The organism is Bradyrhizobium sp. Cp5.3 (assembly GCF_000426265.1).
Classification (GTDB): Bacteria; Pseudomonadota; Alphaproteobacteria; order Rhizobiales; family Xanthobacteraceae; genus Bradyrhizobium; species Bradyrhizobium neotropicale.
The window spans coordinates 454561-468277 of the sequence record NZ_AUFA01000004.1 but is presented as its reverse complement, the minus strand read 5'-3'; the positions used below and the strand labels follow the sequence as shown (position 1 = coordinate 468277).

General features: G+C 64.7%; 13 protein-coding genes. 7 read left to right on the top strand and 6 right to left on the bottom strand.

The window, feature by feature from the left end:
- Together K289_RS0109945 and K289_RS0109935 are read left to right on the top strand one after the other, a co-directional pair.
- The coding region (locus K289_RS0109945) for a transposase (RefSeq protein WP_027551369.1) at positions 1 to 195 on the top strand (195 nt) is incomplete at its 5' end.
- 409 nt (positions 196 to 604) lie between these two features.
- Positions 605 to 1402 (top strand): outer membrane protein, encoded by a 798-nt coding sequence (locus K289_RS0109935; RefSeq protein ID WP_051310535.1) that lies wholly within the window; start codon positions 605 to 607, stop codon positions 1400 to 1402.
- A gap of 237 nt (positions 1403 to 1639) precedes the next feature.
- On the opposite strand, the gene K289_RS0109930 is transcribed toward K289_RS0109935, so the two are convergent.
- On the bottom strand, positions 1640 to 2251 hold the full coding sequence (locus tag K289_RS0109930; RefSeq protein WP_027551367.1) for a TetR/AcrR family transcriptional regulator: 612 nt from the start codon (positions 2249 to 2251) through the stop codon (positions 1640 to 1642).
- A 126-nt stretch (positions 2252 to 2377) separates the two neighbouring features.
- On the opposite strand from K289_RS0109930, the gene K289_RS0109925 reads away from it, so the two are divergent.
- The 4 genes from K289_RS0109925 to K289_RS0109910 all read left to right on the top strand — a co-directional run bounded on the left by K289_RS0109925 (position 2378) and on the right by K289_RS0109910 (position 9024).
- On the top strand, positions 2378 to 3610 hold the full coding sequence (locus tag K289_RS0109925; RefSeq protein WP_027551366.1) for a cytochrome P450: 1233 nt from the start codon (positions 2378 to 2380) through the stop codon (positions 3608 to 3610).
- Between the two features lie 146 nt (positions 3611 to 3756).
- Complete coding sequence (locus K289_RS0109920) at positions 3757 to 7359, top strand: AsmA-like C-terminal region-containing protein (protein WP_027551365.1); 3603 nt, start codon at positions 3757 to 3759, stop codon at positions 7357 to 7359.
- A 258-nt stretch (positions 7360 to 7617) separates the two neighbouring features.
- On the top strand, positions 7618 to 8742 hold the full coding sequence (locus K289_RS0109915) for a DUF2336 domain-containing protein (protein WP_027551364.1): 1125 nt from the start codon (positions 7618 to 7620) through the stop codon (positions 8740 to 8742).
- A 30-nt stretch (positions 8743 to 8772) separates the two neighbouring features.
- The gene (locus K289_RS0109910; RefSeq protein ID WP_027551363.1) at positions 8773 to 9024 is read left to right on the top strand and encodes a hypothetical protein; all 252 of its coding nucleotides are present in this window, start codon (positions 8773 to 8775) and stop codon (positions 9022 to 9024) included.
- A gap of 219 nt (positions 9025 to 9243) precedes the next feature.
- Here the strand turns inward: K289_RS0109910 and K289_RS0109905 are convergent, their stop codons facing one another.
- A complete protein-coding gene (locus K289_RS0109905; RefSeq protein ID WP_027551362.1) occupies positions 9244 to 9489 on the bottom strand; it encodes a hypothetical protein in 246 nt (81 codons plus the stop codon).
- A 197-nt stretch (positions 9490 to 9686) separates the two neighbouring features.
- Here K289_RS0109905 and K289_RS0109900 point away from each other — a divergent pair, with 197 nt between their 5' ends.
- Entirely contained in the window at positions 9687 to 9914 is a 228-nt protein-coding gene (locus K289_RS0109900; protein ID WP_027551361.1) for a hypothetical protein, read from the top strand.
- A gap of 82 nt (positions 9915 to 9996) precedes the next feature.
- On the opposite strand, the gene K289_RS0109895 is transcribed toward K289_RS0109900, so the two are convergent.
- The 4 genes from K289_RS0109895 to K289_RS0109880 all read right to left on the bottom strand — a co-directional run bounded on the left by K289_RS0109895 (position 9997) and on the right by K289_RS0109880 (position 13486).
- The gene (locus K289_RS0109895) at positions 9997 to 10359 is read right to left on the bottom strand and encodes a hypothetical protein (protein WP_027551360.1); all 363 of its coding nucleotides are present in this window, start codon (positions 10357 to 10359) and stop codon (positions 9997 to 9999) included.
- Between the two features lie 208 nt (positions 10360 to 10567).
- Positions 10568 to 12454 (bottom strand): caspase family protein, encoded by a 1887-nt coding sequence (locus K289_RS44165; protein WP_051310534.1) that lies wholly within the window; start codon positions 12452 to 12454, stop codon positions 10568 to 10570.
- A 191-nt stretch (positions 12455 to 12645) separates the two neighbouring features.
- On the bottom strand, positions 12646 to 12918 hold the full coding sequence (locus tag K289_RS0109885) for a hypothetical protein (protein WP_027551359.1): 273 nt from the start codon (positions 12916 to 12918) through the stop codon (positions 12646 to 12648).
- A gap of 145 nt (positions 12919 to 13063) precedes the next feature.
- Complete coding sequence (locus tag K289_RS0109880) at positions 13064 to 13486, bottom strand: hypothetical protein (RefSeq protein ID WP_027551358.1); 423 nt, start codon at positions 13484 to 13486, stop codon at positions 13064 to 13066.
- Between the last annotated feature and the right edge of the window lie 231 nt (positions 13487 to 13717).

Below are 13717 nucleotides of genomic sequence, written 5' to 3'. Positions count from 1 at the left end.
ATGCGGACGCGACGCGAGACGGTCGAGCATCCCTTTGGCACGATCAAGGCCCGTATGGGTGCAACCCACTTCTTGATGAAGCGCCTACGGAACGTCGCCGCCGAGATGGCTTTGCACGTCCTGGCCTATAACCTCACTCGGGTGATGAACATCGTCGGCAAACCGAGCCTGATTGCAGCAATCCGCGCCACCTGAACGCGCGGAAGTGCGTCCAAAAGCGCCACCGCGCGTCGCTATAACCACCTCAGCCGGCTATTGGACGATCCGACGCGAAAACATCGGCGGCCTGCAACGATTGTCGACTACGGCCGCTTCCGAGCTATCCATTTCCACACAACCAAGACCCAATGCTGCAATCTAGCGAGCCTTTGAGCATTGGTCAGCTGGTGACGGAAGAGCCGACCTCGCAGCGTAACCGGTTGCTTCGCACGAGCGATGGTTCATTGGCTTCGCGGCCGAACCTCAGATAGTTGCCGATCTGCAACATTGCCGCTTTCTTTGCAACTTTGCCAAATCTGCATAGGCAGCCTCGCGCTCCTGCTGTTGCATTCCCTTAGGGGCATACAGCGGCTGCGATTCACGTCGCTCGGATGGTGCTCGGTTTTTGAAGAAGGGGACGCAAATGAATAAGACGTTGACCGCAAGTGTCGCGCTCATTGCGCTCGGCACAACGGCCGCCGGAGCAGCGGATATGGCTGTTAAGGCCCCGCCGCCGCCACCGCCGGTGCCCGTGTTCAGTTGGACCGGGTTCTACATCGGCGCCAACATTGGAGGCGCCTGGTCCAACAACCGCTGGCACGACACGCTCTTCCTGACAAACTTCAACAACAATAACAACGGCAGATTCATCGGCGGCGGACAGATCGGCGGCAATTACCAGATTGGCAATTTCGTCATCGGCGGCGAATGGGACTTCGACTGGGCCGGCAACAATAACAACAACGGCGCCGGTGTTTTCATTCCGGGCGTTGGAGCCATCGCGGTCACCAACAACAACAATCGCTGGATCACGACAGTGGCTGCTCGCTTCGGCTGGGCCGTCGACCACTGGATGTTCTATGGCAAGGCCGGCGGCGGTTGGGTTGGCAACAACAACTTCACCGTCACCAACCTCACGACGGGCGCGTCTTTCACCTGCGGCACCTTCGGCCTTACAAACTGCGGCAACAACGCCGGCGGTTGGCTGGTAGGGGCTGGCTTCGAATATGCGTTCACGAACAATTGGACGGTGAAGTTCGAATACGACTATCTCGGGTTGGGCAACCGGACTTTCGTCATTCCGGCCACGGCCCCGTTCCTCGCTGGCGATACGTTCACCTCCAACAATCGCAATGTCCAGATGGTGAAAGTTGGTGTCAACTACTTGTTCAACTGGGGCGCGCCGGCTGCCTCCAGATACTAGTCGCCGAATCCATCTTTGACTTTGGGCAATCAACATAAGGGCTCCGGGCTCTCGCACCGGAGCCCGCTCTGTCTTACGGCGCGGGCCTCCAATACGCCCCTCATCGCCAGCGCGATGAGATGATTGAAGAGCACGCAATTTGAGTCCGGAGTTGCCCAAATCCCGACATGTGCCCACGCCGCTTGAACGTCTGCTTTCGAGAGCAAAACTGGCTCGACGATTTTGTGAAGCCACACCCTAGTCCGGCGACAATCCCGTCCTGCGCCTCAAATCCGTGATCGCGCGCATAAAACTGTCGGCCGGCGTCGTCTCCGGATCGATCAACCGGTGCAGGCGAAAGCCGTCCTCCAAGGCCAGCACGACGGACGCTGTCCATGACGGGTTGAGTCCGCCATTCCTGCCGTTGCCCTTCAGCGTGGTCTCGACGATGTCGGCAATCAGCTTGCGCCGGGCGCGCAGGCGTTTTGCAAGTTCGGGGCGGCGTTTCTCGGCGCGCGCGACGTAGAGGATCATCTCCATGTGCAGGAGAGGGGAGCGGCCAAGCGGATCCTGCCGGCTGCGATCCATCGATTTCAAGGCTGCGATGAAGTCGTCGAGATCGGTATGCTCGGCGAGGATGTCGAGATTGCGCCGGATCGACTGCTCGACATGATCTTCGAGCATCGCGATGATCAGCTCATCCTTGCTCTTGAAGTTCGAATAGAACGCCCCGCGGGTGAAACCGGCCGCGGCCGCGATCGCCTCGATGCTGGCACTGCCGATGCCTTCCTGCTCGAACACGCGGGCGGCTGCCTCGAACAGCTTGTCGCGCGTGTCGTCCCTGGTCGGCCTGGTTCTTACCCTTGACATCGGCGCAGATTAGGCGAGAATGCAACTCGATACAACAATGTATCGAGTTGATTATTCAGGGATGGTTACGCCGGGCTTTGGGCCGCCGGCGTATTCGTGTCATGCGGCAACCGATTTGAGGTCACCATGAACGAGCATGTGCAACCCGCAGGCGGCGGGCCGCTGTTCAATCCGCTGTCACCGGATTTCATCCGCGATCCCTATCCGCACTATGCGCGGCTGCGCACGACCGATCCGGTCCACCTCTCGCCCTACGGCTCGTTCGTCACCAGCCGCCATGCCGAGGTGAGCCTCGTGATGCGCGACAAGCGTTTCGGCAAGGACTATGTCGAGCGCACCAAGCGCCGCTACGGCGAGAAGATCATGGAGGAGCCGGTCTTCCGCAGCATGAGCCACTGGATGCTGCAGGCCGATCCGCCCGATCACACCCGCCTGCGCGGCCTGGTGGTAAAGGCCTTCACCGCCCGCCGCGTCGAGGACATGCGGCCGCGCATCCAGGAGATCGTCGATCAGACCATCGATGCGGTGATGGATCACGGCCACATGGACCTGATCGAGGATTTTGCCTTCCGCCTGCCGGTCACCATCATCTGCGACATGCTCGGAATCCCCGAAGACCATCGCGAGGTCTTCTACAAGAGCTCGCGCGATGGCGGCCGGCTGCTCGATCCCGTGCCGCTCTCGCCGGAGGAGATCAAGCAGGGCAACGCCGGCAACCTGATGGCGCAGATGTATTTCCAGCAGTTGTTCGAGCTGCGCCGCCGCAATCCCGGCGACGACCTCACGACCCAGCTGGTGCAGGCCGAGGAGGACGGCCACAAGCTCACCAACGAGGAACTGACCGCCAACATCATCCTGCTGTTCGGCGCTGGCCACGAGACCACCGTCAACCTGATCGGCAACGGCCTGTTGGCCCTGCATCGCAATCCGGACCAGCTTGCACTGCTGAAGGCGAAGCCTGAGCTGATCACCAATGCGATCGAGGAATTCCTGCGCTACGATTCGTCGGTGCAGATGACCGGGCGGGTCACGCTGGAGGACATCGACGACCTCGGCGGCGTGCGGATCCCCAAGGGCGAGACCGTGCTGTGCCTGCTCGGCTCGGCCAACCGCGATCCGGCTGTCTATCCTGATCGCCCCGACCGGCTCGACATCATCCGGCCGAACGTCAAGCCGCTGTCGTTCGGCGGCGGCATCCATTTCTGCCTGGGCGCCCAACTGGCGCGCATCGAGGCCGAGATCGCCATCGCCACGCTACTGCGGCGGCTGCCGGACTTGCGGATCGACGACGTCGAGAACCCGGAATGGCGGCCGACCTTCGTGCTGCGCGGCCTGAAGCGGCTGCCGGCGAGCTGGTAAGGCGGCTCGGCGTTAACCTCCGCGCGCAACAGTCGCTGTGACTTCGCCACACTTCGCCCTATATAAGGGATTGTTCCGGCGCGGGTTTAGGCAGTGACGCAAGGCTTGGGTTTGGCCCGGGCGCCGGTTTGGCCGAGGGGAGACCCGTGCAGACGACACTGCTCGGATTAGCGATTGCCTTCATCATTGCGCTGCTGGCCGCGCTGATCGGGCCTTACTTCGTCGACTGGAACCAGTTCCGGCCCCAGTTCGAGGCGGAGGCGACCCGGATCATCGGCGTGCCGGTGCGGGTGGCGGGCGAGCTGGACGCGCGGCTGCTGCCGGCGCCGACGCTGCGCCTGCGCTCGGTTACCTTCGGCGGCAACAACGATCTCGGCCGCCTGCGCGCCGACAAGCTCGACGTCGAGTTCAGCCTGGGCTCGCTGATGCGTGGCGAATGGCGCGCCACCGAGCTCACGGTCAATGGCATGGCGGTCGATCTCGGCCTCGATGCCAAGGGTCGGGTCGACCTGCCGTCCACCGCGAGCGGCAGCTTCAATCTCGCCTCGCTCGCGATCGAGCGGCTGAACCTCACCGGCCGCATCGCCCTGCATGATGCCGCCAGCCGCTCGACGCTGGAATTGAATGACATCGCCTTCTCGGGCGACGTGCGCTCGCTCGCCGGCTCGGTGCGCGGCGACGGCAATTTCACCCTCGGGCGCACCCGCTATCCGTTCCGCCTCTCCTCCGGCCCGAGCGCCGACGGCAGCGCCACCCGGCTCCATCTCAATATCGATCCCGGCGAGCGCGCCATCCTGGCCGATCTCGAGGGTGTGCTCACCTTCGACAACCGGCTGCCGAAGTTCGATGGCGCGCTGACGCTGGCCGTACCCAAGAAGCCGGGCGAGGCGGGGCCGACGCCCTGGAAGCTCGCCGCCAAGCTCAAGGCCGATCCGGCGGGTGCGAAATTCGAGCAGATCGACGCGAGCTTCGGCGCCGAGGACAATGCGCTGAAGGTCGGCGGCGTCGGCGACATCAGGTTCGGTGCGGCGCCGCTGCTGCGCGCGGTGCTGTCGGCGCGCCAGGTCGATGCTGACAAGCTGACTGGCAAGGACGATGCGGAGCCGCTGCGCATCCTCCCGGTCCTGCGCGCCGGCCTCGCTGCGATCCCGCAGGCGCCAATCCCGGCGCAGATCGAGTTCAATTCCGACCAGATCATGCTGGGCGGCCGTCCTCTGCAGAACATCGCGGCCGAGCTGCAGACCGACGGCAAGTCCTGGACCTTCCGGCGGCTCGAGCTGCGCGCGCCCGGCATGACGCAGCTTTCGCTGAACGGCGCGGCTCCCGGCTCCGACAGTTTCAGTGGCCGCCTCAGCGTCGAATCCTCCGATCCCGATGTGCTGGTCGCCTGGCTCCAGGGTCGCAGCGACGTCAACCGCCGCAGCACGAGGCCGCTGCGCCTTGCCGGCGACGTGACGATCGCCGCCAACCATCTCGCGATCGAGAAGCTGAAGGCCGAGATCGAAGGCGGCGCCGTCGAGGGCCGGATCGCATTCGCGCAAGTCGGCGCGAACAAGGGCTCGCGGATCGATGCGGAGCTCAAGGCCGATCGCCTCGATCTCGACGTCGCATCGGCCTTCGTGCGCGCGATGGCCGGGCCGCAAGGCGAATGGCCGGAGGAGGCAAAGCTTTCGCTCGATGTCGGCCGCGCGATCTCGGCCGGCCAGGAGCTGCGGCCGTTCACGGCGAAGCTCGGCTACGGCCCGACATCGCTCTCGTTGGAGCAGCTCCGATTTGGCCAGGCCAGCGGCGTCACCACGGAAGCGAGCGGCAATTTCGACCGCACGCGCACGACCGGCCGGCTTGCGCTGACATCGTCGGCGGGCTCGCTGCGCGAGCTCGCTGCGCTGATCGAGCCGCTGGCACCAATGGTCCGCGCGCGGTTCGATGCCATCGAAGCGTTGCCGGGCGCCACGCGCCTGAAGCTCAACGTCAGCCTCGACAAGAACGCCGAACATGCCGACCGCAGCGACGCGCGCGCGACGTTCGATCTCGATGCGCCGCAGCTCAAGGCCACCGCGACATTGGCGGCTCAGACCCCGGCGACCGCGGTCAACGGTATCGACATCGACAGGCTGCGCAGCAGCGATTTCACGCTGGACTCGAATGTGTCGACGCCGCAGGCCGCGACCCTGCTGGCGCTGCTCGGCCTTGATCGCGCGGTTGCCGCAGGCGAGGGGACTTCGCAGTTCGAGGGCCGCCTGAGTGGCGTTTGGCAGAAGCCGCTGCAATTCAGCGCCAAGCTGTCGGGCGGTCTGGACGCGGACGCGCAGGGCAGCTTCGATTGGTCGGCATCCAAGGGCAGTGCGAATCTGCGCGTGCGCAACGCCAATCTGGCGCCGCTGTTCGGAATGAGCCCGACCGAGAAGTCGGCGCAGAATGTCGGCCTGTCCTCGCGGGTCAGCCTGTCCGGCAACAAGCTGATCTTCGACGATCTCGACAGCAGCGCGGCCGGCTCGCGCCTGCGCGGCCGTCTGGCGATGACGCTGGACCAGGACAGAAGCGTCGAGGGCGAGGTCGGCCTCGACACGCTCGATCTCATGCCGGCGCTCGCGGTCGCCCTTGGCGCGGCCGGACGTGACGCCGGCGAGCCACTGAGCGTGGGGCTTCTCGGCAACTGGCGTGGCAAGATCGCCTTCCAGGCCCTGCGCGGCAGCCTGCCGGGCGGCGTCGAGGTGCGTCCCTTCAGCGGCACGATCCGGAACGACGGCCAGGCGCTCTCGCTCGATGGCCTGAAGGGCAGTGTCGGCGGCGGCGAGATGGCCGCGAGCCTCGATGCCAGGAATGGCCCTAACGGTCTTGCGCTGAACGCGCGTATCGAGCTCACCGATGTCGATGCGACGACGCTGCGCTATCGCAACCTCGCACTGCCCAAGGGACGCGCCTCGGTGCAGATGGCGCTGACCAGCCAGGGCCGCAGCGTTGCGGCACTGACCGGCGCGCTGGCCGGCAACGGCACGGTGACGCTGAACGCGGCCGAGATCACCGGCCTCGACCCGCGCGCCTTCGAGATCGCGATCCGCGCCAGCGACGGCGGCCAGGTCACCGATGACAACCGTCTCCGGCAGCTGGTCGAGCCCGCGCTGTCGGCAGGTCCCATCGCGATCGCCTCGGCGCAGATCCCGTTCACGATCCGCGACGGCCGCTTGCGCGTCGGCGCCACCACGCTCGAAGCGAAGAACGCCCGCGCCATCATCTCCGGCGGCTACGATATTCCGGCCGACCAGGCCGACATCCGCGCCAGCCTGACGCCGATCATGACTGGGCTCTCCGGCGCCCCGCCCGAGATCCAGCTGTTTGCGGCAGGTCCCCCCGACAGACTGAACCGCACCGTCGATCTCGGGCCGCTGTCCTCGTGGCTCGCGGTGCGCACGATCGATCGCGAGACGCGGCGGCTGGACGCCATCGAGCGCGGCGAGCCGCCGCCGGCCACCGCGGCGCTTCCGACCCTGGTCGCTCCGGACGCGGCGCCCGGGCCGGCGCCGGCCAACATACCGTTGCCGGGCCAGGATCCGCGCCGTATCCCGCAAAAGCCGAAGGCCGCTCCGACGCCGAAGGCGCAGCACGCAGCTCCCGCGACACAGGGCCCGCCGATCGCGAGTCAGCAGGTCGCCCCGCTGCCGCCGCCGATCGAGGTGAGGCCGGCCCCAGGGCCGCCGCCAAGGCCCAAACCGAAGCCGCCGCTGGTCCTGACACCGTCGAATCCCTGAACGAACTTGAGTTGAATTGAGGCTTCACGGAAGCCCGGCCATGACGCCGGGGAGGCTTCAGCGCTCCAGGCTCTTGCGTCAGATGCGCGCCTTGCGCGGCGGTGAATTCATTCCCCCGCATTTTAATGAAAATTGGTCGGCAAAACTGATTTGCCGATTTTACCGAATTCTCGCGTTTGACGGCTAGCGTCAGCTCAAGAGGAATTCGGCGTCTTGCCAACAGAGGCAGGATCGCTCGCCAAGAACTGGGGTTATCGAATGAACGGGGCGAAATCGCTTCTGCAGGATCTGGACGACGCGATCGCGCGGGGCACGGATGAAAGCCGCGCGCGCGCGCTGTGGCACGCGACCGATCTGTTGATCACCGGTCGCTACAGCGACGACGAGATCAGCATGTTCGGCGAGGTCATCGGCCGGCTCGCCGATGAGATCGAGGTCGCCGCGCGCACGCAGCTCTCCGAGCTGATGGCGGCGTGCGATCACGCGCCGCTCAACGTCATCGAGCAGCTCGCCTTCGACGACGAGATCGATGTCGCCGGTCCCGTGCTGCGCGACTCCACCCGGCTCGACGAGAAGGTGCTGGTCAGGAACGCCATGACCAAGGGCCAGTCGCATCTTCTCGCGATCTCGCAGCGCCAGTCGATCGGCGAGGCCGTGACCGACGTGCTGGTCAAGCGCGGCGACCAGGAGGTCGTGACCGCCGTCGCCAGGAACGAGGGCGCGCGCTTCTCGGGCTCGGGCCTGCTGCACATGGTCAGGCGCGCCGAGGGAGATTCGATTCTCGCCGAACAACTTGGCCTGCGCAAGGACGTGCCGCGGCACATCTTCCAGCAGCTCATCGCCAAAGCGTCGGAGGACGTCCGCCGCCGGCTCGAGACCGAGCGTCCCGAGATGATGGCGCAGATCCAGAGCTCGGTGACCGGGGTCACCGGCGACCTGCAATCCAAGTTCGGTCCGTCCTCGCGCAGCTACTTCGTCGCCAAGCGCGTGGTGACGACGCAGTACCGCCAGGGCAACCTCAACCAGGATTCGATCTCGAACTACGCGCGCCAGCACCGCTTCGACGAGGTGCAGATCGGCCTGTCGCTGCTGTCGTCGCTCCCCGTGGACGTGATCGAGCGCGCGCTGATGGACCGCAACCGCGAGATGCTGCTGGTGCTGTGCAAGGCGCTCGATTTCTCCTGGCAGACCACGATGTCGCTGCTGTTCCTCGGCGCCAAGGATCATCTGATCACGGCGCGGGACCTCAACGACAGCGAGCGCGAGTTCGGTCGCCTCAACATCGAGACGTCGCGCAGCATTTTGAAGTTCTACCAGTCGCGCAAGAACAACGCGGCCGCCGACCCCGCCGCGGGTCGTCAGGCCGAGCTCCAGATGCACTAAACATCGGGAATTGGCAGGGGAGAATTTGCCATGTTGCCTCAGTTCGGCACCGCAGCCCGCAAGAATCCAAACAAGAATCTCAACAAGGCTGTTTCCGCCGATGCCGGCGGCGCAGCCCCGGAAAAGGCGTCGGTGGACGCCGCCTGGCTCGTGCTGGAAGCCGCCAACGATCTCGGCGATCAGGCCGCAGTCGAGGCCTGCCGCCGCGTCATCGATGCCGAGCTGAACGGCACCGTCGCCGGCGCCTCGGACCTCGATCTCGTGCTGGGGTATTTCCGCTAAGAGTTAGCAGTCCGTAGGGTGGGTTAGCCCCGCGGCTGCGCGAAGCGCGGTCCGCTCGGCGTAACCCACCACTTCTCTCACAGCCCGGATAGAAGTTGGTGGGTTACGCCTCCGGCTAACCCACCCTACGAGCTTCCTGCGATCTTCGTCGAATGCTTCGCCAGTAACAGGAAGGCCTCGCTTCCCGCGAGGCCTTCCACGCTCGATGACGGGGCTTGCTTAGTCATCGTCCCAGTAATGTCGGCGGATCACCACGCCACGATCGTAGTCGCGGTCATGATGGTACCAGCCATGATGCCAGCCGCGGTCGTGACCGTAGAAGCGTGCGCGCGGACCATCATAGCGATCGCCGTAATAGCCGCTGTCGCCGCCGATATAGACGCCGACGCCGCCCGCGTTTGCGATGGTCGGGGCACTGGCCGCAAGCGTCGCAATCGCTGCAAGAGCGTAAGTGAGCTTGTTCATCTGTTCCTCCTCTGCATCGTTGGTGCGGGGGTCAACGGCTGCCGGCATCAGCCGTTGCAGGAACCAGGCAGGAACTTTCTTGAATGGCTGTTCAGCTTTCGGCGAATGACAGCCGTCGGATGGGGTGCGGTCGAGGCCATGCTATCGTACCACCTGGGATAGCATCCGCTATCCCCTGGAATCCGGGAGAGATAGCCATGAAGACCTTGTCGCTCGTCGTCGCGGTACTCGCTGTCGCAACCCTGTCAATGTCGACGGCAAATGCTCAGTACAAATGCTCCTGGAGCGGCGGGACCATTTCCTCCGTCCCGTGCGCCAAACGCTACGCTGTCAATTACGAAGCGTGCCGGAAATACGTCGTGGAGCATGGCTCGACGGCGGCTGACGCCATGTGGTGGTGCACGAGCCAGGGCTACACCAAATAAGGCTACACCAAGCGATTTGATGTCGACCACAAGCGAGAGGCCGCCCCCGGTGGGCGGCCTCTTGATTCCAGATGTTGGCTGATCAGCCGCAATTCCAGATCGGGCCGATCGGCGTCCGCGTCCAGCACGGACCGAAGCTGCCGCCATTGTAGCGGCCGTTGTAGATGCCGGGCCGGCCGAAATAGTGCCACTCGCCGTCGTAGTACCGGTAATAGCGGGGGACCGGGTCGATGTACCAGGGGCGCCGGTTGTTGCGCGCGACGCGCCACGTCGGGTCCTTCTGCGCATAGAGCGGCTGGCTGTTGCTCGGTGGCTGGCGATAGCCCGGCAGGAAGCCGTAACCGTGCCAGCGCGGCGCCGGCCGCTTGTGAACGGGATCCGCCGGCGCGATGGACGGCAGCAGCGACAGAACGATGACAATCGGAAGATACTTGAGGCGGGACATGGTCCGACCATACGCAGTCAGTCGCGGGATGGCGATTCAAATCCGAGTGCGAAGATCGGGCCGGTCGCTTCTGTTGCTAAACATTGCCGGCCGGACAAGTTCGGTGATCAAAAACGGAGGCTATCCGTCGAGCGCAGGCAGCGCCGCTTGCGGCAATGCCCGGCTGCGAATCGACGAGCGTTGAGCACGGAGCGGGCTTGGGGGCATGCTACCTGCAAACTTCAACCAATCCGCCCATGCCATTGCCGGCATACGAAGAGCCTGTGCTTCCCGATCCGGGTGCGGCGCTGGATCGTTCCAGCCTGCATCCGGATCTTACGGGTCGACATCCGGCTTGGCCGCATATGATCTGGCCGCTCGCCTGTGGCTTCGATGGCGCTGTTTCCGTCTGCTTTCGATCCGCATCGCGTGGCTTTTGGTCCTCGCGTGCAACGGGCTTCTTCTCCGGCACCTTCTCGCATTCGTTGTCGTCATTGACGCGATAGCCGCTGCGGCAGGTGATCTTCACGCAGGCATCGCCGTCTGCCCTGAAACCGTGATCGCAGACCAGCGGGCAGACGCGGCCTTGCCTGGCCTTGATTGCGTCCAGCGCGTCGAAGCTCGCGAGCTTCGTGTCGAACTTCGTCCCCGCATATTTGTTGAACAGCGTCAGGGAGCGCTGCGACGTCGCGTTCCAGTCGCCATCGCCAGTTCCTGTCAGACATCCGACACGCCGCAGTTCGGATTGCACCAGCTTCGCCATCTCCGGAGGCGAGAGAGTTGGTTGCGATGAGGTCGGCGCCAGAGCGGCAACTTTCTGTTCGCTGTCGCTCTTCACCTTCATCTCGGCCGCCTGCTTCTCCGCGGCCTGCTTCTGTGCGGCCAACTCGGCAGCCGCTTTCTCATTGGCGATCTTGTCGGCGAGTGCCTTCTCGGCGGCCTGCTTTTCGGCAACCGCCTTGGCTGCGGCAGCCTCGGCCTCCTTCCGCCGCTGCTCGGCCGCTGCGGCCTTGGCCTCCTCGATCTGTTTTGCCTTTTCGGCGGCAAGACGGGCATCCTCGGCGGCCTTCGCTGCGGCCGCGGCCTTGTCCTGCTCCGCCTTCTTGGCGCGCTCGGCTGAGAGGCGGGTCTTTTCGTCCTCGGCCTGCCGGGCCTTCTCTGCGGCGGCGGCCCGCGCTTCCTCTGCTGCGATCCGGCTCAACTGCCCCTTGGCGAGGCTGGCGTAAAACCCATCGGTGTATTTGGCGAGGAAAGCGGTCCAGACCTCTCGCGTGCCGATCTGCAACGCCAACTCGTAGTCGCGGCGCACCGCATCATCCGGGCTCGCCTGCGGTCCCGTGGCGGCCGGTTTTGCCGGGACCAATGGCACGTCCTCGCCACCAAGCGAGCCGTAGACGTAGGGCTCCTGCCTGTAGCTCGTGTTCTTCAAGACATCGTCGCGGACGAAGCCGAATGCTTTTCGCAGGTCGAGACCGGGTGTAGGCAGCCGCTCGACGAGAGCGGCCGTGAACGGGCTGTTTTTGGAATCGCCGTCCGAAGCCGTCGACCCCGCCTTCGCGGCGAACGCGATCATCGTGTTCGGGCTGGTCGGCTCGATCTTGGCAAGGCCGCGCCCGATGGCGCGGGCGGCGACCGTGCGCTTCATGGTCTTGGCGAAGGGATTGTCGCGGCAGGCATCCAGAATGACGAGCCGAAGCTGCTTGGCGGGTTCGACCGTGGCCAGCACACGGTCAAGCGCAAAGGCCTCGTCGTAGACGTCCGTATCGACCTCGAGAACCGCATCGGTCGGGATGAGGTAGTTGTTGCCGTCGATCTCGATCCCGTGCCCGGCGTAGTAGATCACGGCGACTTCGGCATCGCGCGCCCTCATTCCGAACTCGCGCAGCGCCTTGCGCATCTCGGGAACACCGAGGTCGACCTTGACCTCCACGTTCTCGAATCCGGCCTTCCCCAACATGCCACCGACCAGAGCGGCATCGTTCACGGGATTGGCGAGCTTCGGCACGTTCTTGTAGGCGGAGTTGCCAATCACCAGCGCGACGCGGCGCTCGGCATGGGCCGAGCCGCAGGTGAGCCAGATGAAAAAGAACAATGAAAACCAGCGAAACGCGCCCATCGCAGCCCCGACAATATGTGCGCAGCCTATGCGGAACCTGCCGAAAGGCAAGCATCGGCTCTGTGACGCTGGTCACGCTACATGGCATGATCGCTTTGGGGCGGTTGCAGACGCAAACGCGGGCCCCGGCGTGGACCGAGGCCCGAAGCTATTTTCCGACAAGAAGCGCTCTGCCTAGGACGAAAGCTGCGTCAGCGGCAGACGTAGGTGCCGTTCACCAGCACGCGGACGCATGCCGTGCCGGCAGCGGCGGCTCCGACGGCCGCGCCGCCGACCACCGCGCGCCGGGTCGTCCTGCGCGCGACGCCTGCGACGCTCACCGGCGTCAAAGGACGTCCCACTCTTGCCTCGGCACTCGAAATGGCAAGTGACAAGCCATCCTGTGGCGACCATTCGATCGAACCCGTGCCGCAAACCAGGATGGCTGCTACGAACAAAATCTGTCTGACGCGCGTGTGTCTCATTCTGGAATCCTCCCCTCCAACTTGGTTCAGGATATCCAGCATTCCCTTTGGGTGGACCTGTTGCTTGATCCACATCAACGTGCCCGGCGGTTCGGCGGTCTGCAAGCGATGAGCTGTGGCACGAAGTGCATAGGCCGGGCGCCGCTCACCAGGGCCGGAATCCGAACCATGCGAATTGTGGCCGCGCCCACGGATCCATCTGCGGCTTCACATGTCGCTTCGGCCTTGTCGCGACGTGTTGCGGCTTGCGTTGTCGCTTGCGATCGACGGATTCGGGTGGACGGGGCAGCATCGCCAATGCATTCGCTGCTGCCGACGTCTCCGCGCGGACGACAGGTGGCGCGATCGGGGCCGCCGCGATCGCGGTGGCCGTATTCGATACGACAGGCGCAGCCGAGGTATCCAAGACCACACGCTCGGGCAATTTTTGTTCGGAGTGAATGCGTATGGTCGGCCGGTCCGCAGCCGCGTCCCGAACGGTCGGCGCCCTGGGCAGACAAAAGTCCGCGACGAAGAGAAGGGCGAGCAACAGCGCGCCGATCTTCCAGAAATATGCCGCCAGCGGCATGTCGGTCGCTCCGTGCCCCCCCCGAGTCTGGGCCCAGTCGGCGACGATGTCTCAACGATTATTGGTTCTTACCCGTGGAGGTAGATTGATCTGGATCAAGCCCTCGACGTCATCTTCGCGATGGTGCGCTCGCGAAGCGTCCAGCGCCCAATTCTTCGATCGTGGCATCGTGCCGCTGTTTTGCCCGACATGTCAAATGGCTCGGCAGGATGTGCCAGCCATCATGACCTG

Coding starts and splice junctions, on each gene's coding strand:
- K289_RS44165 (WP_051310534.1), bottom strand. CDS start 12,454: ATGGGCGCGTTTCGCTGGTTTTCATTGTTCTTTTTCATCTGGCTCACC.
- K289_RS0109915 (WP_027551364.1), top strand. CDS start 7,618: ATGAACGGGGCGAAATCGCTTCTGCAGGATCTGGACGACGCGATCGCG.
- K289_RS0109885 (WP_027551359.1), bottom strand. CDS start 12,918: ATGAGACACACGCGCGTCAGACAGATTTTGTTCGTAGCAGCCATCCTG.
- K289_RS0109905 (WP_027551362.1), bottom strand. CDS start 9,489: ATGAACAAGCTCACTTACGCTCTTGCAGCGATTGCGACGCTTGCGGCC.
- K289_RS0109880 (WP_027551358.1), bottom strand. CDS start 13,486: ATGCCGCTGGCGGCATATTTCTGGAAGATCGGCGCGCTGTTGCTCGCC.
- K289_RS0109900 (WP_027551361.1), top strand. CDS start 9,687: ATGAAGACCTTGTCGCTCGTCGTCGCGGTACTCGCTGTCGCAACCCTG.
- K289_RS0109925 (WP_027551366.1), top strand. CDS start 2,378: ATGAACGAGCATGTGCAACCCGCAGGCGGCGGGCCGCTGTTCAATCCG.
- K289_RS0109930 (WP_027551367.1), bottom strand. CDS start 2,251: ATGTCAAGGGTAAGAACCAGGCCGACCAGGGACGACACGCGCGACAAG.
- K289_RS0109910 (WP_027551363.1), top strand. CDS start 8,773: ATGTTGCCTCAGTTCGGCACCGCAGCCCGCAAGAATCCAAACAAGAAT.
- K289_RS0109895 (WP_027551360.1), bottom strand. CDS start 10,359: ATGTCCCGCCTCAAGTATCTTCCGATTGTCATCGTTCTGTCGCTGCTG.